Genomic DNA, 20,884 nt, shown 5'->3' on the forward strand with positions numbered 1-20,884 from the left:
TTTATTGGAGGAATCGCATTTCTCATGTCGCCCGATTAGATTAATTCCAGGATGTTCTCCAGTTCTTCCATGGAAAGGTCATCATCACCCAGATCACTCGGGGTCAATTCTCCCTTTTCTTTTGATAGGCAATGCTCAATAATGCTGAGCAAGTGATTCCGATAGCTGTCTGCCAATTCCGCAATGGTTTCTTCCTGATACTGGAGACTGCTGTAACCAAAACTGATCTGGAGCCTTCCATCCTCGATCATGCTGGAAATATCCAACAAGAATGCCCTCTCCGATTCTGGACTGAAAAGCTGACCCGTCCCGAGTGGCGAGAAAGCAAATCCACCAGATTTCACATCCGAATCAAATTGCCCGAGGTAGTTAAAGCTAATTTCCGGTTGCAGGCTAAATTGCAGGGATGGACGCCGTTTATCCGCCGTCAACGTGCGTAAAATCTCGTAGCCAATTCCTTTTTTGGGAATGCGACGCAAGCTCTCTTTGATTTGCTTGATTTGGTAGGACAAGTCCTTTGATTTTTCCATATCAAGAACGACAGGGAACTGGGATGTGAACCACCCAATCGTTCTGGTCACGTTCATTTCATTCTGAATATCTTCGCGACCGTGACCTTCCAGGTTGATGACAGCATAGTTGGTATTCGCCCACTCTTTCACGGTTAATCCCAACGCAGTCAGCAATAGGTCATTCATTTCGGTGTGATAAGCATGATGGACGTGACGTAACAGTTTTTCTGTCTCTTGGGCTGTCAGCTCGACCTTCGCTGTACGGGTGTGCTTTTGTTTACGATCTGCTGTAACAAAATCGGTTGGTAACTTTTCTGCCGTGGCTGTGCTCTCGAGGTTGTGCCAGTACGCCGCTTCTCGTAAAAGCTCGTCACTCTCCGCATAGTTTTGCAGTTGAGCCGACCAATCCTTGAATGAATCTGTCTTTTTCGGCAAGACGATCTCCTGATTGTGGAGAGCCTGCGAATAGGCAGATGAAAAATCTTCAAACAAGATGCGCCATGAGACGCCATCCACGACCAGATGATGAATGGCAATCAGTAAATGGTCCCCTTCCGTTGTGGAGAAGAGTGCCAAGTGGACGAGTGGTCCCTGTTCCAAATCGATACTGCTTTGGATGTGATTAGACAACTCCCAAATATGAGCTGCGCTATTTGCATGATCTTTCAAGTCATACGAATGGAAGCGGAATCGCTCACCTGTCAACGCTCGATTGATTTGCGTGATTGTTTCATTCTCCTGTTTGTAGATCATGCGCAACGCATCGTGGTGCCCGACGATTTTATAAAACGCCTGCTGAACAAGTACCGGGTCAAAGCCATCCTCTCGAAACAGCATGACAGCCTGATTCCAGTGGTGGCGGTCAGTGAAATTGCGCTCGAAGAACCACTTCTGGATGGGCGTCAAGTCAATCTCGCCTTCTACTACTCCCTGATCGCTCTCTCTGTTGTTCGGTATGACATGGGCAGCAACTTGTTCGATGGTCGGATATTGGAACAGTTCCTTCATCGCCAGCGTCCAGCCTGCTGCGTGCAAACGTGTGGATACCTGAATGGCTTTGATGGAATCTCCGCCCAATTCAAAGAAGTTGTCTTTCATTCCCACTTGCCCAATTCCCAATACCTCAGCCCAAGTCGTTGCAAGTAAATGTTCCAGTTCGTTTTGTGGTGCTTCATATTCTCTGCCCGATTTCTCTTCGTGGCTTGGCTTCGGCAATGCTTTGCGGTCAATTTTGTCATTCGGTGTCAACGGCATCTTATCCAACTGAACAAAGAAAGAGGGAACCATATAATTTGGCAATTCTTTTCCCATAAATTCTCGCAATTGAGCCGGACTTGCAGCCCCATCAGCTACATAGTATGCGCACAGGTAAGGTTGCCTCAGGTCATCCAAATGTGTAATGGCTACTGCCTCCACAATCGTCTCATACCGCAACAGAACACTCTCGACTTCTCCCAGCTCTACCCGATGACCGCGTACCTTCACTTGATGGTCGATTCTGCCGAGATACTCGATATTTCCGTCTGGAAGCCATTTCGCCAGATCTCCGGTGCGATACATCTTCTCTCCTGGCACAAACGGATTGTCGACGAATTTTTCTGCCGTCAGTTCTGGTCGATTCCAATATCCTCTGGCTAGCGCCACCCCGCTGATGCACAATTCACCTATTTGACCGACTGTCTTCAATTGCATTTGTTCATCCACGATGAATAGCTTCGTATTCTGAATCGGTTTGCCAATCGTAATGGTCTGACCAACTGGTTCATGTGGCAAAGCCTTCCAGATCGTCGCGCAAATCGTACTCTCTGTGGGGCCGTAGGCATTGATATAGGTCACTTTCTCTTTCCATTGCTCTACCAACGCGGTAGATGCTGCCGATCCAGCAGTAATCAGGATACGCAATGACGGCATACGATCAGGCTCCAGATAAATGGCATACGTCGGCGGCAACGTGAGAATGGTAATTCCGTTTTTGTGGACGTATTCCTCAAATTTGCGGAAATCGTTGATCGTATCACGCAAGATGATATACAAGGTCGCTCCTGTCAAAAGAGCCATAAACATATCCCACACCGATGCATCAAAAGAAATACTCGCAAAATGTCCTGGCCGATCTTGTGGGGTTACGCCGAAGTGATTCTTGAACATGGCTTGCAAATTGGCTGCCCCTTTGTGCTCCAGCATAACGCCCTTTGGATTGCCAGTGGTACCGGACGTGTAAATGATATAGGCAAGATCAGACGGCTTGTTGATGCAAAGTAGATTGTCTGTTTGTGCCGAATAGCTTTCCGCATCGTCCAAATCGATAATCTCTGCCTGACTGGACACCTTGTGGATCAAGTGAGAATGCGTAAGTACGAGCTTCGCCTGACTGTCCTCAATCATGTAGCGAATTCTTTCTTCGGGATAGTCGGGATCGACTGGCAAAAAGGCTCCGCCAGCTTTTAAAATGGCGAGCGTGGCAATGACCATTTCCAAGGAACGCTCCACCATCATGACAACGATTTGGGAAGGACCTAGCCCTTTTTCCCGCAAAACCGTGGCTAACTGGTTCGCTCTTTCATTGAGCTCTTGGTACGTCATCTGCTTCTCTTCAAATACAATAGCCGTTTGATCAGGCGTATTTGCTACCAGTTCCTCAAAGAGCTGTTGTATAGTCTGGTCTTCCGTATACTCTCTGTCTGTATGATTGAACTCCACCAGCAACAACTGCTTTTCTTCTGCCGTCAGTATTTCAATCGCTTGAAGCTGCCTATCAGGTTCTGTTGCAACATTGCGTAGAATTTGCATGAAATGACGCGACATTCTATCTACGGTGTCTCTTCTGAACAGCTTGGTGCTGTACTCCAGTCGCAGCAACAGGTCTGTTTCCCGTTCAGTCAGGTGAAAAGACAGGTCGAACTTTGAAATGGCAAGCGCGCTCGTCGGTTCATAAGGATGATAGGTTAGTTGACCCAGTGTTTTTTGGTACAGTTCGTCGGTTTGCAGAATGAACATGGTATCAAAAAGTGGATTGCGTCCCGGATCACGCTGAATCCCAAGCTTTTCAACCAGACTTTCCAATGGATAATCCTGATGATCATAGGCATCCAGAGCATTCTGCTTGACTTCCATCAGAAACTCCTTGAAGGTCTTCTCCGCTGTCGGCTTGTTTCTGATTGCTAGCGTATTGACGAACATGCCGACAATCGGTTCGAGCTCAGCACGCGTCTTGCCGGAGATTGGCGTTCCGACAACAATATCATCCTGCCCTGTATACTTCGAAAGCAGCACATTGTAGGAGGCTAGCAACACCATAAACAACGTCGTTTTCGTTTCTGCAGCCAACGCGTGTAAAGCTTCCAGCAGAGGTCTATCGGTAGCAAGTACGATTTGATCACCCTCAAAGCTTTTCACAGGTGGTCGCGGAAAATCTGTCGGGATCTCCAAGAGGCTGTTATGCCCCTCAAATGCATGGCGCCAATACTCTTCCTGCTTCTTGAAGTCATCTGACTCGATAAAGCGTTTTTGCCAGACAGAAAAATCTTTGTATTGGATACGCAGCTCCGGTAATTGTCTGCCTTGGTACAATTCCGCCAGTTCATTGAAAATAAGCGGGACGGACGAGGCATCCGCAGCAATATGATGCATGTCATACAAGAGAACATGACGTTCATCCGAGATTTGCACGAGACCCATGCGCAACAGTGGCGGAACAGCCAGATCAAATGGACGGACAAACGCTTGGAAAATCTCATCGATCTGATGTTCCTCTGCATTCCGATACGTCATTTCCACTTCCACGTGGTCATGAATTTTTTGGACCAGCTGATGTCCTACCATCTCAAAGGAGGTTCTCCAGATTTCGTGACGATCTACCAATGCTTGCAGCGCATGCACCATTTGATCGCGATCCAGTTGACCCTCTAGCATGATCATCCCAGGCGTATTGTAGCTGATGCCCGCTCCTTCCAACTGATGAAGTACGTACATCCGCTGCTGGGCAGAGGATACCGGGTAGTATTCTTGTCGTTCTGCTGGTTGAATCGATGCATCTGACGTATTCTCACTGTTTGCTATCAGCCTGGACAAGGCCCGAACGGTAGGCTGCTCAAAGAAATGCTTCAAAGTGAGATCAATTTGAAACTCCCGATGCACATGCGCCACTACCGTCATTGCTTTCAAAGAATGTCCACCCAACTCAAAAAAGTTATCCATCACACCGATGCCGGAGATGCCAAGGACGTTTTCCCAAATCTTTGCCAGTGTTGCCTCTACTTCATTGGCAGGCGCGGCATATTCCACACCTGTTGTAGGCTTTCCTTCTGGCTTCGGCAGCGCTTTGCGATCGATCTTGCCATTTGGCGTGAACGGGAAAGTGTCCAGTTGAACCAGATAGGTTGGAACCATATACGCTGGCAGTTCTTGAGATAGATGTGTTCGCAGCGCCACTTCCGAGATGTTTTCTTTACCAGTGAAATAGGCGGCCAGATACGCGTCCCCGCTTCCATCCTGATAAGCAACGACAATCGCTTCATTTGTCATTTCATAGCTGAAAAGAACCGATTCTATCTCCCCGATCTCAATCCGGTATCCTCTCACTTTTACTTGTTCATCCAGGCGTCCAGCGAATTCAATCGTACCGTCCGGGAGCCATCTGCCAAGGTCACCCGTCTTGTACATGCGTTCACCTGGCACAAATGGATTGGAAACAAACTTCTCCTCGGTAAGCTCTGGTTTGTTCCAATATCCGCGTGCCAAACCGAGTCCGCCAATGCATATTTCTCCCACTACACCGATTGGTAGCAGCTGGTGCGAATGATCCACGATGTATATGCTTGTATTTGCAATTGGCCGTCCAATGGTGATCGGAGCATCCGGGAGTGCATCGCACAGATAGGTGGCGATAACGCTACTTTCTGTCGGGCCATATGCATTGACCGTAATCATTTGCGGATTCATCTCTTTGCACATCTCAACCAGCTTTGGCGATAGCTTTTCTCCCCCGAGCATGACCATTTTCAGTGGGCTGATCTCTTCGGTGGTGCTGCATTCCAAAATCGCTTGGAACATACTTGGCACGCACACCGTGTAGCTACAACTCCATGATGAGATCAGGTTTTTGAGCTCGATTGGATCTTTTGCTTCTTCATCCTTCGTTAAGACAACCGTTGAACCGGATATAATTAACGCAAAGAAGGTAAGGGCAAAAGCATCGAAGGCAAAGGATAGGGGCAACAAACCTCTGTCATGAACGGATAAGGCCAACTCTTGTTTGTTCCACGTCACACTATTGACAATACCTCGATGCTCCCCCATGACCCCTTTAGGCTTGCCTGTCGTACCCGATGTGTAAATGATATAAGCCAGATGGGTAGCCGTATGAATCGGGTCAAGGTTTGTGGTGATACGAGAATAGTTACTCTTATCCTCGAGATACAGGCATTCCACTCCAGCAGCAACCTTTGCACCAAGATGCTCTTCGGTAAGCACCAGACGAGCCTCGCAATCTTCCAGCATATAAGCAATGCGATCATTTGGATATTCTGGATCGATCGGCACGTATGCTCCGCCAGACTTGAGAATGGCAAGGATACCAATGACCATTTCCAAGGAACGATTGGCCATAATCCCTACTCGTTGGTCAGCCTTCACTCCCTTTTTCCGTAATGTACGAGCAAGCTGATTGGCTTTCTTATTGAGCTCCTGATAGGTCAACTTTTTGTCCCCGCAAACCAGTGCGATTTGATCAGGGGTTTTCCCTACTTGTTCTTCAAATAGCTGGGGAAGTGTGCTTTCCAGCTGAACAGGCTTAGATGTGTCATTGAAATGGACAAGTAATTCCTGCTTTTCTTGCTCGGTGAGCATCTCTATCTCATACAGAGCCAAGTCCGTGTTCTGAGTGATCTCTTGCAAGATTTGGATGTAATGACGGGACATGCGTTCGATGGTCTCCTGCTTGAACAGCTTGGTGCAAAATTCGAAGCTGAACAGGAGACCTGCATGGTTTTGCGTTGCTTCGAGCGACAAATCGAATTTCGCCATCTTGCCCTCTGGCACGTAAGGCGTCACTGTCATGCCCTCGATGTTGATCGGATCGGCATCCATATTTTGCAAAATGAACAAGGTGTCAAACAATGGATTGCGGCTTCGATTTCGATTAACGGCCAGCTTTTCGACGAGTTCCTCAAACGGGTACGCCCCATGCTCAAAAGCAGCCAGTGTGTTGTCCTTCACTTCTTGCAAAAATTGTTTAAAGCTTTTGGTCGCAACCGGCTGATTTCTCATTGCCAGCGTGTTGACGAACATACCCGTAATGCTTTCCGTGTCAGGGTGCGTTCTTCCAGCTGTCACGGTTCCGACTACCATGTCTTCCTTCCCGGAATATTTCGCGAGCAAAACATGGTACGCTGCCATGAGCACCATGTAGAGCGTAGTTCCCGTTTCCGCCGCCACTTGTTGCAAGCCATCCGACAGTTGTTTTTCTGAACGGAATAGATAACGTTCGCCCTCAGAGCTTTGAACAGACGGTCGAGAGTAGTCCAAAGGCAGGTTCAAGACAGGAATTTCATCAGCGAATCGTTGGGTCCAATACGCTTCCTGTTTTCTGTACTCGTCTGTCTGTGCCAGACCTTTTTCCCAAACTGCGAAGTCTTTATATTGAATGCGCTGCTCTGGCAAGGATTTGTCTTGATAGAGCTGTGCAAGATCATTCAGGATGACTTGCGATGACACGCCGTCCGAGATGATATGGTGCATATCGATGATCATGACATGGCGCCGCTCTCCCAGTTTGACCAGGCCAACCCGACTTAATGGCGCCTTTTCCAAATCAAACGGACGCATGAAATCAGTGATAATTTGATTCAAACGCTCCTCTGTCGCTTCCATGTAGGCGATTGGCAGTTTGCATTCCGGATGGATACGTTGAGCCAGCTCGCCATTGATGGTATGAAAGGAAGTTCGGAGCGATTCATGACGACTCACAAGACCGGAAATGGCATTCTCCATCTGCTGCACATTCAATTCCCCATCGAGTACCGTCACAACGGGCAGATTGTACACCGTGCTAGCCGGATCAAGCTGGTTTAAAATCAGCATGCGTTTTTGCGCAGAGGATACGGGATAATGCTCTTGCATGGCGACCTGTGGAATAGCAAGATACGTTCCTGCCTCTTCACCTTCCACATACTTTGCGATTTCTTGAATAGTTGGTCTATCAAACAAGACGCGAAGCGGAACATCTGTCTGGCAGTCTTTTTGCATCCGGGAAATGAGATGAATCGCCTTGAGCGAATGTCCGCCCAGCGTGAAAAAATTATCCTGAATCCCAATCGGGGACACGCCGAGTACGCTTTCCCAAATCGTTGCCATTTTCTGTTCCAGCTCGGTTGTCGGAGCGAGGTAATCCGCTCCCGTAAATGCATTCCCCTCAGGGATGGGCAAGGCTCTTCTGTCTGTTTTTCCGTTAGGTGTAACCGGAATCCGCTCCAGCTTCATAAAGAAGGAAGGGATCATATACTCCGGCAGCGTTCGTGATAAATACGCACGCAGCTCCTCGTTGCTGACTTCCTCTGCCAAAACGACATAGGCGCACAAATACTTTCCGCCTGTCTCATCCGTTCTATCGATGACTACGGCTTCCTTAATCAAGGCGTGGTTGAGCAGGTGCGATTCGATCTCTCCCAGCTCGATGCGATGACCCCTGATTTTTACCTGATGGTCGATTCGCCCTAAAAACTCGATATTGCCATCTGGCATCCAACGAGCGAGGTCTCCCGTCCGATACATTCTTTCTCCTGATTGATACGGATTCTCGAGAAACTTCTCCGCAGTCAGCTCCGGATTATGCAAATACCCTCTTCCCACGTTCGCACCAGAGATATACAACTCCCCTACAATGCCCTCTGGTTTCATCTGCAGCTTTTCATCCAGGATGTAAATGCCTGTGTTGCTGATCGGTTTTCCGATTGGAGGCAGTTCTGGTATTTCCATGCTTGGGTCCATCGTGTAGGTGGTTACCACATGTGTCTCCGACGGCCCGTAATGATTGTGTAAAAATACGTGATGGTTCCGCAGATATTTTTGTAGCTCATGAGTGACGACGAGCTGTTCTCCAGCTGTGATAATGTGCTTGACGCAACGCGGGAAGCTTTGTGCATAATCTTTTTCGTTAAAGATAAATTTCAAGAAGGATACTGGGAGGGACAGAATGCTGATCTGGTTTTCCTGGATAAACGCAAACAGTTTTTCTACATGACGTCTCATCTCATTCGTGATGAGATAGAGCTGTCCCCCGGAAAGCAGCGTGGAGAAAATCTCCTGGTAGCAAACATCAAAGCTGCATGTGGTATACTGCAATACTTTTTCATGAAAATCGATGTTGGTCTTCGCAAACGTAAAGTGCATCAGATTTGCCATGTTTTGATGCTCTAGCATGACGCCTTTTGGTTTCCCTGTTGTTCCTGAAGTATAGATGATATAAAATAAGTCCTCTGGTTGATTGATCATTTCGACAGACGCACTGCTCTCTTCCCAGATGGCTGGAGCGCTGATATCTATTGTTTCAGTAGAGGCCGAGACCTTCTCTAGTAGATGCTGCTGGGTCACTACCCATTGAATCCCACTATGCTCGAGCATGTAGGCAATTCGTTCTTCTGGCAGCTCTGGATCAATTGGTACAAATGCACCACCGGCTTTCAAAACCCCAAGAATTCCGACAATCATCTCGATGGATCGGTCCATCATCGTACCAACCAGACTGTCTGCTGCAATCCCTTTTCCTCTCAAAAACCTGGCGAGCTGATTGGACTTTTCATCGAGCTCCCGATACGTCAGATGCTGTTCTCCGAATACGACAGCTACGTGATCAGGTGTCCTTTCCACCTGTTCCATAAAGAGCTCGTGCATGGTTTTCGTTGGATAAGCTGCGGAAGTATCAAGGTTTCTAGCCATTAGCTGTTGTTTTTCAGTTTCTGTCAGCAAGGTAACCTGTTGAAGGTTGACCCTCGGATTGTTTGCCACCCAAGCCGCAATCTGCTTGAGGTGCCCAGCCATTTTTTGGATAAAGGCATCGTCGAAAACAGCAGCATTATAATCAAACCGCATCGCAATCTCTTCTTTGGGCATTACCATAACGGTCATGTCATAATTGGTAGGTTCAAACATCTCGACATTGACAATGGCAAAGCCGACTTGTCGTGTCGCCGCCTTTTTCTGCAAGGCCTCAACTAATGGATAGTTTTCGATGACCATCAGGTGGTCGATCAAGTCTTGCTTCAATACGGAATCGTTTTGAATATCGTACAAAGGCACATGCTCATATGGCTGGGATTGCCGTGTTCTTTGGTGCACATCCTGTATCAAGTCGACAAAGGTTTGATCGTTCTTCGCTTGAACGCGGAATGGAATGGTATTGATAAACAACCCAACCATTTTGTCGATTCCAACGATTTCAGTTGGTCGCCCGGATACAACAGATCCGAAGAGCACATCATTCGTAGTGTTATAGGATTGGAGTAGAATCCCCCATAAGGTTTGAATCACGGTTGGCAAAGTCACTCGATTTTGACTTGCGATCGCAGAAAGCTGCTGCGTCACCATGCGGTCCAGCACAAAACGATATTGCGCTGGTAGAAAGGCATTGCTAGAAGACTTCCCAAATCTCGGCAAAGAAGTTTGCTGTTCAAACTGTTCCAGATAGTCTCTCCAATATGCGAGAGCAGCCTCTTTATCTTGCTTTCCCAGCCAACGAATAAATTGGCTGTAAGGCTGCACTGGATCAAGAGAAATGGGAGCCCCGTTTTTTAAGGATAAATAGACGGAAAGCAAGTCATCAAAAATAATGCTAAAGCACCAACCGTCCATGAGTATGTGATGAAAACTCCAGATGATTTCATATTTGCTCTCCGTCATTTGGAAAATAGCTACTCTCATCAACGAATCTTTCGCCAGATGAAAGGTTTTCTCTTGGTCATTCCTTTTGTACTGCGTATAGCGCTGCTGTTTTTCTTGCTCGTCGTATGCAGTTAGATCGCAAAATAAGATGGGAATGGGCCGTTCCTTCATGACAACCTGCAAAGGCTGCTTTAATTTTTCATAGAGAAACAGCGTGCGAAACACATCAAATCTCTCTACCAGCACATGCAAGCTATTGGTATACAAACCAACATCAAGATTGCCCTCGATCGAAACGGACATTTGCACAAGATGAGAGTTATGTTCTTCGTCTAGCAAGGCGTGAAATAACATTCCCTCTTGCATGGGCGTCAATAAATACATATCTTGTACTTGTTCTTTGCTAAAAACACTCATTCCGGCACCTCGATATCGACATTATTCGTCATATTTGTAATAAAATGTAAATAAAAGGCGTGTTTTACCCCCATGAAATTTTAGCAAGTGCTTCTCTAGTTAAGCGTATTGGCAAGTACTTCGAAGATGTCGTCCATTTCTTCCATTTGAAGTCCTTTTAGACTAAAGTCACTGGGAGTCCGTTCGACTTCTTTTTTCTGCGAGCAATGCGTAATGATCGACCGGAGATGTTTTTGATAGCTCTTACTCAATTGATGGATGGACTCTTCTCTAAACTGCTCCTCGCTGTAAGTAAACGTGATGAGAAGCTCCCCACCTTCCATTCTTCCTGTAATATTCAAGGCAGTGTAAATCTCCGAATCCGGACTCAGATTGTTCTTCCCATCCGCACCGAGTGAGTTGCCAGCACTATAAGGAGAACGGATGAACATTTCACTGGTAAGGCCTGAGTCAAACTGACCCAAGTAGTTAAACGTTACTTCGGGTTGCAAGGAAAAGGACAAGGCACGTCGTTTTTCCGGTTCTGTCATATATTTTAAAATTTCATAGCCAATGCCTTTATTGGGGATCTTCCTTAGGTTTTCTTTCGTGCATTTGATATGGTCAGGTAAGTGATTGATTTGACTCAAATCTAGTAAAACTGGATATTGGGACGTAAACCATCCGATCGTTCTTGTCACGTTAGCGAGTTCGATCACATCCTCGCGTCCGTGCCCTTCGAGATTAATTACGATTTGATCAAGCCTGCACCACTCTGCAACGGCCAGCCCCAACGCTGCCAGTAACAAATCATTGATCTCTGTTTGATAAGCAGAATTTGCCTGCTTCAACAATTGTTCGGTTTCCTCTGCAAGCAATCCGACCTGTATGTTGCGGATACTCTTCTGTTTGCTGCCCACCGTTTCATAGTCTTTAGGAAGGGAAGCATTCTTAGCTGTAGATTCAACATTCTCCCAATACGGGATTTCTCTCATCAATGCATCACTATTTGCATATTCGTTTAGCCATACTGCCCAATTTTTAAAAGAATCCGTTTTTTCTGGGAGAACGATATCTTTGCCTGCTAGTACCTGACTGTATGCAGTTGCTAGATCCTCAAACAGAATGCGCCAGGAAATTCCATCCATGACTAAATGATGGACAGCCAAAAACAAATGATCGCCTTGGAGCGTATGGAATAAGGCTGCCTTTACCAACTGCCCCTCTTGTAAATTCATGTTGCCATGCAAGCGTTTCGTTTCTTCTTCAATAGCTTGCTGGACATCCGAATGCGAGGTCAGATCATATAGAAGGAACTCGTATAATTCGCCACCCAATCCACGATTCTGTTGAACGATTCTCCCATTCTCGTTCCGATAGACCATGCGTAGCGCGTCATGATGCGAAAGGATTTTATCCAAGGCCTTTCGGATCGCTTCAGGATCAAATCCCTGCTCACGATACAACACATACGATTGGTTCCAATGGAACATATTCGTAAAATTCTTTTCAAAGAACCACTGTTGAATGGGTGTTAAGGTAACAGGGCCTTCGATAATTCCCTGCTCGCTTCTCCTCGTCGTACTTTTGACATAGAGAGCAACCTGCGAAATTGTCGGGTAATTCAGCAAATCTTTCGTGTCTAGCTTTCGTTGATAGGCATGCAAACGAGCAGCGACCTGGATCGCTTGAATGGAATCCCCACCGAGTGAGTAAAAATTATCGCGAATTCCAATTTTCTCGATTCCCAATACCTCTTGCCATACGGTTGCGAGAATCGATTCTGTCTGATTTCTAGGAGGTTCGTACACAAGATTTGTCTCAGCAGCAACATCAGGTTCTGGCAATGCTTTTCGATCAATTTTGTCATTCGGCGTGAGTGGCATTTTATCCAGCTTCACGAAATAAGAAGGAAGCATGTACGCAGGAAGCTTTTGAGCGGAATATTCTCTCATCTGCGAAGGAGTTACTTCCAGTTGCGAAATAAAATAAGCGCACAAATAAGGTTGAGCGTGTTGGTCTTCTCTTGCGATTACCACTGCCTCTTTTATTTGTTCATGTTTCAGCAAAACGGACTCGACTTCACCCAACTCGATCCGATGACCTCTGATTTTCACCTGATGGTCGATTCTGCCGAGAAACTCAATTTCTCCATTCGGCAGCCATTTGGCTAGGTCTCCTGTCCTGTACATCTTCTCTCCTGGTACGAACGGATTATCCACAAATTTTTCGGCGGTCAAGTCTGGGCGATTCCAGTATCCTCTGGCTAAGCCTACTCCACCTATGCATAATTCGCCTTCACTGCCAATTGGCTGCAATTGTAGTTCTTCATTGACAATATAAGCGGATGTATTTTGAATCGGTTTGCCGATTGGGATCGTTTGGTTGACGAGCACATTGGAAGGTGCCTCCCAAATCGTCGCGCAAATGCTTGTTTCCGTAGGTCCGTAAGCATTCACGTACCTGACTTTGTTTTTCCATTTATTCACTAAAGGGAAGTTGGCAGCTGAACCTGCCGTAATCATGATGCGAAGGGGAGTAATATGATCTGGGTTGAGGTGAGTCAAATAAGTGGGTGGCAACGTGATGATGGTCAATTCATTTTCATTCACATAGTTTTCAAAACGGATGAAATCATGAATCGTCTGTTTAGAAAGGATATAGAGGCTGGCACCGGTTAATAAAGCCATGAACATTTCCCATACCGATGCGTCAAATGACATGCTGGCAAACTGTCCAACCCTGTCTGCAGGTGTTACACCAAACGTATTTTGAAAGAATGATTGCAAATTCGCGATCCCTTTATGCTCCAGCATGGTTCCTTTTGGATTGCCGGTTGTGCCTGACGTATAGATGACATAAGCTATGTCAGTAGGTTTGCTTGGCAAGTGAAGATTGGAATCTGAGTGAGTATCCAGTTGTTCTTCCTCGAGCACGACTACAGAACCACGGTATCCGACGTCATAAACAAGTTGCCTGACGTTTTTCTGGGTGATGACGATCTTGGTTTGACTGTCTTGCAGGATATATTGAATCCGATCTTGGGGATATTCGATATCGATGGGAACATACGCTCCGCCTGCCTTAAGGATGGCCAGAATAGCTGTCACATTTTCAATGGATTTCTCCATCATCACACCGACAATGCTGTCTGTTGTAATCCCTTTTTCGATCAGTGCTCTCGCTAATTGGTTGGCCTTCCTGTTAAGCTCCTGGTAAGTTAAGCGCTCATTTTCATAAACGATGGCAACTCGGTGTGGCACAGCTTCTACCTGTTCCTCGAACAACTGATGGATCGACTTATCCTGTGGATACTCGGCCTTTGTATCATTAAACACGGCAACCTGTTCTTTTTCCCACTCCAAGTCAATGAGATTGGCCTGATTTGCTAACATATGTCCCCTCCGATAATTGGCAAACTTTAGTCTATCGTGTGCCAATACAATGCGATGACCAAACAAGTGAACGCAACTGAAAGGAAATGGTCTGCGAAATCTGAAGATGAAGTCTCAGTGACCAATGGCTCACACTGGAAACTCCATCATCAACACCATTTAATATAATGGCCGAATGTAATAAAGTGTCTGGGTTTTTGTGTCTATTTTGTAAATATTACCCTCATTCATATTACTATCGTCATGAACCAATTTTCATCTACAAATTTTCCACCATTTTACACCGGTTCACAATGGGAAAAATTCCCTGTTTCCTCAAAGCAGTTTTCAGGACAAAAGTCACTTTCCAATTTTTATCCAAAAACAAATGTTCTTGCCTTCACACCTCCTTAGAATCCAGCAGAATAGCGTATTCATATGCACCTGCTTGAGAAACTGTTATTCATTATAACAGAGAGCGTTTTGGAAATCAGTTAAAAATAGTCATTTTCTGTAAAATGAGCAACTTTTTACCTAATCCATTCATCAACTCCTCAAAAAAAGCTCACACTTTCTGGCTTCATTCGAAAGTGTGAGCCTTTAGAGTTAGGTAGCACGCATCAATTCCCGATCTCGTTTCCCGTGTAACCAGTAATAAAGCGGGATACTGAAAAGAATAAAGGCAACCATCCCACCGAAAATCGTACGATATCCTGTATGCGGTACGATAAATCCGAGTAAATAGGGCCCGATTCCTAATCCTAGATCATACATAATGTAGTAAGTAGAGGTTGCTAGTCCAAAGCGATGCGGAGCTGTCACCTTCACAGCTACCGTTTGGGCAATGGAGTTAAAGTTTCCGAAGCCTACTCCAATCAACGCAGCAGATAGTAGCAGCATCAAGGAAGTCGAGGCTTGACTGAATAGAAGCATCCCGACAGCAAAGATCACCAGGCTGGGGTATGTCACAATGTTCGCCCCTCTTGCGTCCATGAGCTTTCCTGAAAATGGTCGCGAGAGGATAATGACAATGGCATACACCAAAAAGAAATAACTCGCAGTTGAGGATAGATTAATTTCTTCCGCATAAAACGATAGAAATGACAAGACACCCGAATAGCTGAAGCCGATTAATAAGGCAATAAATGAAATCGGCAAGGCTTTCGGCTCGATGAATTTCGAAAGCAGTGAACCTGTTTCTTCTTCTTTCACATTCGCGGAAGGAAGCGGAACATTGATTTTTGCCATGGCATAAAACAGCAAGCAAATCAGGGAAAACACGACATTCATCGTAAAGATCCAGGTGAAACCATTTTCAAGCCGCAACAAGATCATGCCGAGAAAAGGACCAATGGCAGTGGCTAAAATCGCACTTAAACTGTAATAGCCTATCCCCTCACCCTTGCGAGACGCTGGCAAGATTTGAGCAATAATGGTACCTGTTGCAGTACTGGCAATACCAACGGCAATCCCTTGCAGCAAACGATTTACCAGTAAAAAGCTGATATGGACAGCAAAAAAGTAAAGCAACGAGGTGACAGCAAAAAATCCCAACCCAATCCATAGCGTTTTTTTCGTACCAATATAACTAATGGCTCTTCCCGTAAGTAATCGGCCAATCAAAGCACCAATGATAAAGATACTGGAAACCAATCCAGCTAAACTGGTTGAAGCGTGAAATTCTGTTTTGGCGTACGAAGCAATCGTAACCATTAGTAAGAAATACATCAGTGTCAAAAGAAAATTGATGAAAGAAACAATGACGAACTCTTTTGTCCAAAGCCTATCCTGATTCACTGCTTACCCTCTTCTCTTTAGATTCATGATTAGTTTTTCCAGAACTGTGGCTGCTGCGTCTCTTTCTTCTTGTGAGATGCCTTCCATTAATTCTTCCAAGAATGGATCAGTCGCTTCCATAATCGTTTTATGGAGCGCTTCCCCTTTCTCTGACAGGCACATAATTTTTTGCCGTTTGTCTGCACCTGTTAAAATCGAAATCATTTCACGCGCAGCTAATTTTTGCGCAATGGGTGTAATAGCCGGCTTCTCTACTTGCCAATAATCGGCGACATCGCTAAAGGTAGCAGGACCGTTATCTTTGAGATAACGGATCAACGCCCATTGTGTAACCGATATACCGAATGGAAGTAACTCCTCTTGCAATTGGTTATTGTATACACGATGTGTGAATGCGACTGTTGAAAAGAACGGGTACATGTTATGCTCCTTATTATTAGTTAATTAATTTAATTAATTATAATTATATCTCTTTCCTTGCTGTTTGAGAAGGTCAAAATTCAAAATTGGTTTCCGTGTGGCTTTTTCCACGAACATTCGTCTAACCTATATCATCATACAAAAGGAGAAAATCATGCTGGAAAAAAGGTTGTTCGTCATTCACTTTCTAATATTGCTTTTCTTCGTACTTTCTTTTCCAATACCTACGCTTGCGAAGGAATCCACCATTCAAAATCCGTATTACGTATTTAGCTGGGATGAGAAAGGCAATGTCCGCATTACCGATTTGGCAAAAAACGAAATCCTCTCTTCCATTCAATACCAAGCCGAATATGGTACCATTTATAATGCGATGACTCCTTCTCTTCCGAAAGGATCCAAACAAATAACGTTGGATCAAAGTCCACCATTTCAACCAGGCGAAGCCATCGAAATTCGATCCGAATCATTTGGCGGCAGAATGAATGCTCCGCTTGTCCATCAGGCGAAAGTGACTTCCGTCCGTGGAAATGATTTGTATTTCTCTCCACCAACGACGAAAGTGATCGACCGGAACATTTTTATCAAACGGGGCAGCCACTGGGTTCGTAAATGGGATGATGTAAAGGTGGAACACCGGGAGACTGCCACTGGTAACACCGTCATCGTCACTGGTCAGACCCCGATTGCAGTGGTTTCAACCCAATATGCATTGCAAAAAAATAGCCCAGCCATTGATATCACTGTAAAAACCACCTACAAGCGAGCGGCAAAGGTTTTTCGTGAAACGTTCGACCTGCAATTCAAGCCAAATGTAACAGAGGTATATCGCAAGAATCGGAAAGTGGACACACAAAAATTCCAAGCTTCTTACTGGCTGGATCACCAAGGTGCGAAATTTGGTCAAGGGAAGCAAGCAGCTTTTTTGTACCATGCCCCCAACGTGTCTTCACTTGAATTGAATACAACGCAAAAACAGCTTATCGTGAATCTGGATCACATGAACGATCACAGATACGTACAGCAAACCTCCACGAATCGGGTCGGAAAAGTCCGCCACGCTTCCGAATATCGCGCAAACGATGTACGGACGAATTCCTTCTCGCTAGTAGTTGGGTATCAACCGAAGCTCATGCCACGATTTATGAGTCAGCCTTCAGGTTTTTTGGCGACACATGTATGGACAGAGCATGCTGATGAGCAGACGCTGCAAACAAATCGGGCTGTTTATTTCGGTTCCGAGAAGATTTCATCGTCGGAACAAGCGACAGGCGGTTTTGTCAAACACCGAATTCCGGTTACGAAAAGCGTGTTTTACTCGAATCCTTATTTTCAAGAGAAATCGCCTGTCAATGTCGCCATTGCGCAAAGTCCTGAATTTTTGCAGTTTCTGGATGATCTGAATCAGAACGGCGATGATATTGGTCTACATACCCTCTATCCTTACGAAATCAGGCACTATCAAAAGACTACGGAAGATGCGTTGCAAGTAATGAAAGATCACTTCCAAAGCCGCACATGGATTGACCATGGGTATTTGAAGTCTAGCTTTGCCTTTAACGCACTTGACATCCAAACTGCGAATTACATGGCGCATCAGTGGAAAAAATACGGCACATCCTATTTTTGGCACTACAGCTCAGAAGATATCGCCAATCCCAATAATGGTCTTGATCTGTACCAATCCCAAAAAGGCGACTCCCTGCGCACTCCTCTCTATTGGTCGCATCCGACAGTGACTGGCCCGTTTTATTCATGGTCGGCAGCCATTATTCCAGAGTATTCAGTAAACCTGTATCGGGAGCAAAATCTCCAGCAGCTCATTCAAAATCGTGGGGTTTTTATCAACCATACCTACTTGGCGAGATTTCCATCCAAAAAGCAAGGCGGGAAATTTATTATTCGAGATGCCCAAGGAAACTGGATCATCCATCCCGATTTTGACCGCTTGCTGAAGCGAATGGAAACGCTGCGCGATCAAGGCAAATTGCATTTGACAACCGTACGTGAAATCATGGATTATTGGCTCGCCCTCTCTCAAGTCAGAATGGACTATGCACCAAACGGCTCTATCGTTCTGCACAATCGTGGCGAGCACAAGATTTCTGGTCTTTCCATGGCGACAAAAGCTTCGGAAGTCTATGTGAACGGGATGAAGCCGTCACAAAAGAAAGCGGATGGCGATCTTATCTTTTGGTTCGATCTGGAGCCGAATGCAGTTGCTGTCATTACTTCAAACAAATTGGATAGCATTGCATTCCCGAAATAAAAGGAAAACAAGAATAATGCAAATACAAAAAGAAGCTTCCCTTCATTTTTCCAGGGAAGCTGCTTTTTCCTTCTCTATTGAGACAATTTTACCAAGCTGTAGTTTTTCTTGCCTTTGCGGATAATGATGAAGCGGCCGCCGATAGCAAGACTTGGTGTTACTTCCAGTTCCAAATCGGTTACGCGCTCGCCATTCATGGAGATAGCGCCTTTTGTAATATCCTCACGTGCTTGACGTTTGGATGGCTCAATGCCGATCTCAACGAGCCAGTCGACAATGTTCTTCGTTTCGAGGGTAGATTCGAATGTCGGCATTTCTTTGAAGCCTTGCTCGATTTCATCTGCCGACAGCGATTTAATATCTCCAGTAAACAAAGCTGCTGTAATGCGCTTCGCCTGCTCCAGCAATTCCTCGCCGTGGACAAATCTCGTCATTTCCTCAGCCAGCGCTTTTTGCGCCTCGCGTTTATGTGGCTCAGACTGTACTTTTTCCGCCAGCTCTTCAATTTGCTCTTTGGAGAGGAACGTAAAGTATTTCAAGTATTTCACAACATCGCGGTCATCGGTATTCGCCCAGAATTGGTAGAATTCAAATGGTGTTGTTTTGTTTGGATCGAGCCAGATGGCTCCTCCTGCTGTCTTCCCGAATTTCGTACCATCTGCCTTCAGCATCAGAGGAATTGTGAGACCGAATGCTTTTGCTTCTGATCCCTCTTTTTTGCGGATCAGATCGAGACCGCTCGTGATGTTGCCCCATTGGTCGGAACCGCCGATTTGCAACTGAACATCTTCATGTTTGTACAGATGCAGGTAATCCAGCGATTGTAGAATTTGATAGGAAAACTCCGTAAACGAAATACCGCTTTCCAGTCTGCTCGACACAACATCCTTGGCAAGCATCGTATTGATGCTGAAGTTTTTCCCATAATCCCGCAAAAATTCAATAACATTGATTTTGTGCGTCCAGTCGTAGTTGTTCACCAAACGAATTTGGTTGTCACCTTCTGTAATGAACAGCTTCTTCATCTGTGCCGTTAGTTTGTCGACGTTCTCCTGAATTTGTTCCAGTGTTTGCAAAGAACGCTCGGATTGACGGCCGCTCGGATCACCAATCGTACCTGTTGCACCACCGATCAAAATGACCGGGCGATGACCAGCAAGCTGGAAGCGTTTCAGTACCATGAACGGAATCAAGTGACCGATATGCATGCTGTCACCTGTTGGATCGACACCACAATATAACGAGACTGCTTTTTCATTTGTTAATTCTCGCAGCCCTTCTGCATCTGTTTGCTGATTGACGGCTTCGCGCCATTCGAGTTCGTCGATAATATTCACTGCCATACACTCCTTCAATCTCCTATGGTAAAAAACAAAAAATCGCCCCTTGTCTATTGTAGACATAGGGACGATTGAATAACCGTGTTACCACCCATCTTGCACCAATGGACCCAAGCGCTTGCGCAGGCCATTCATGCCACTCGTAGCGAGTTATCGTTCGCGATTCCGCTCGGCATTACCCGAGATACTCCAGAGTGTATTTCGCTCGCTTATTGTGTACCGGGTTCCATCAACCCCCGGCTTTCTAGGACAGGGAATAAGCTGCTACTGGGCTCTTTCAACGTATGTTTCATATGAAATTAAAGTCAGTATATTGAATTCAAATAGCAATGTCAACCATGTAATGTTTCATCATGCGATACATATAGAACAGGAATAGCCGTCTGTTGAATAAACCAGAACCCCCCATCCTTTTATCTGAATCCAATGCATGAATGCCAAGGTCATCCATCGCTCTCACCAATTCCTTGGTCCATTGATTTTCCGTAAAAAAGTCGGCGATGGACCTTTGTTTTTCTTCCTCCGATAGCTCCTGTGAGAGAAATCCCATGGAACATTCGTTTCTCCACGCGTTACCTTCATATATGCAATACTCGGCGATCATTTGTTCCGCGTATATCAATTTTAATAAGCTGCTTTTTCCATTTCCCTCTTCCCCGATGATGGCAATCTTGTCACCAGTTTGCAGGGTCAAATGCAAGTTTTGAATGAGAGTCCTGTCGTCTTTTTTGGTGGTAATCGTGATATTGTGCAGTTCAACCATGTGGATTCCCCATTTCGTTTTTACGTTTCTCGTCATTTACTCTTTGTTCATCTGTATCACCCCCTTTTTTGACAACAAAAAAAGATGCTTCTGTCCAATAAACAGAAGCATCTTGCTCTCGTACTAGAAATCACTAT

General features: G+C 45.6%; 7 protein-coding genes and 1 other annotated feature. Of the genes, 1 reads left to right on the top strand and 6 read right to left on the bottom strand.

Annotated features, from left to right (window positions below):
- Positions 1 to 35: 35 nt before the first annotated feature.
- The 4 genes from tycB to HP401_RS00615 form a co-directional block, all read right to left on the bottom strand.
- Positions 36 to 10,805 (bottom strand): tyrocidine non-ribosomal peptide synthetase TycB, encoded by a 10,770-nt coding sequence (gene tycB / locus HP401_RS00600; RefSeq protein WP_173603696.1) that lies wholly within the window; start codon positions 10,803 to 10,805, stop codon positions 36 to 38.
- A 95-nt stretch (positions 10,806 to 10,900) separates the two neighbouring features.
- Positions 10,901 to 14,179, bottom strand: a complete 3,279-nt coding sequence (tycA, locus tag HP401_RS00605) for a tyrocidine non-ribosomal peptide synthetase TycA (RefSeq protein WP_173603697.1) — start codon at positions 14,177 to 14,179, stop codon at positions 10,901 to 10,903.
- A 585-nt stretch (positions 14,180 to 14,764) separates the two neighbouring features.
- Positions 14,765 to 15,955: an MFS transporter gene (locus tag HP401_RS00610; RefSeq protein ID WP_173603698.1), complete on the bottom strand. Its 1,191-nt coding sequence runs from the start codon at positions 15,953 to 15,955 to the stop codon at positions 14,765 to 14,767.
- 3 nt (positions 15,956 to 15,958) lie between these two features.
- Positions 15,959 to 16,375, bottom strand: a complete 417-nt coding sequence (locus HP401_RS00615; RefSeq protein ID WP_173603699.1) for a MarR family winged helix-turn-helix transcriptional regulator — start codon at positions 16,373 to 16,375, stop codon at positions 15,959 to 15,961.
- Positions 16,376 to 16,529: 154 nt separating this feature from the next.
- Here HP401_RS00615 and HP401_RS00620 point away from each other — a divergent pair, with 154 nt between their 5' ends.
- A complete protein-coding gene (locus tag HP401_RS00620; protein ID WP_173603700.1) occupies positions 16,530 to 18,644 on the top strand; it encodes a hypothetical protein in 2,115 nt (704 codons plus the stop codon).
- Between the two features lie 74 nt (positions 18,645 to 18,718).
- Here the strand turns inward: HP401_RS00620 and tyrS are convergent, their stop codons facing one another.
- Together tyrS and HP401_RS00630 are read right to left on the bottom strand one after the other, a co-directional pair.
- Positions 18,719 to 19,987, bottom strand: coding sequence for a tyrosine--tRNA ligase (tyrS, locus tag HP401_RS00625; protein ID WP_015891079.1), 1,269 nt, complete (start codon positions 19,985 to 19,987; stop codon positions 18,719 to 18,721).
- A gap of 57 nt (positions 19,988 to 20,044) precedes the next feature.
- Positions 20,045 to 20,274: a binding site (T-box leader), on the bottom strand.
- 29 nt (positions 20,275 to 20,303) lie between these two features.
- Positions 20,304 to 20,747: an ATP-binding cassette domain-containing protein gene (locus HP401_RS00630; protein WP_254456963.1), complete on the bottom strand. Its 444-nt coding sequence runs from the start codon at positions 20,745 to 20,747 to the stop codon at positions 20,304 to 20,306.
- Positions 20,748 to 20,884: the final 137 nt, after the last annotated feature.

It is taken from the genome of Brevibacillus sp. HB2.2 (assembly GCF_013284275.1).
In the GTDB taxonomy this organism is placed as follows: domain Bacteria; phylum Bacillota; class Bacilli; order Brevibacillales; family Brevibacillaceae; genus Brevibacillus; species Brevibacillus brevis_D.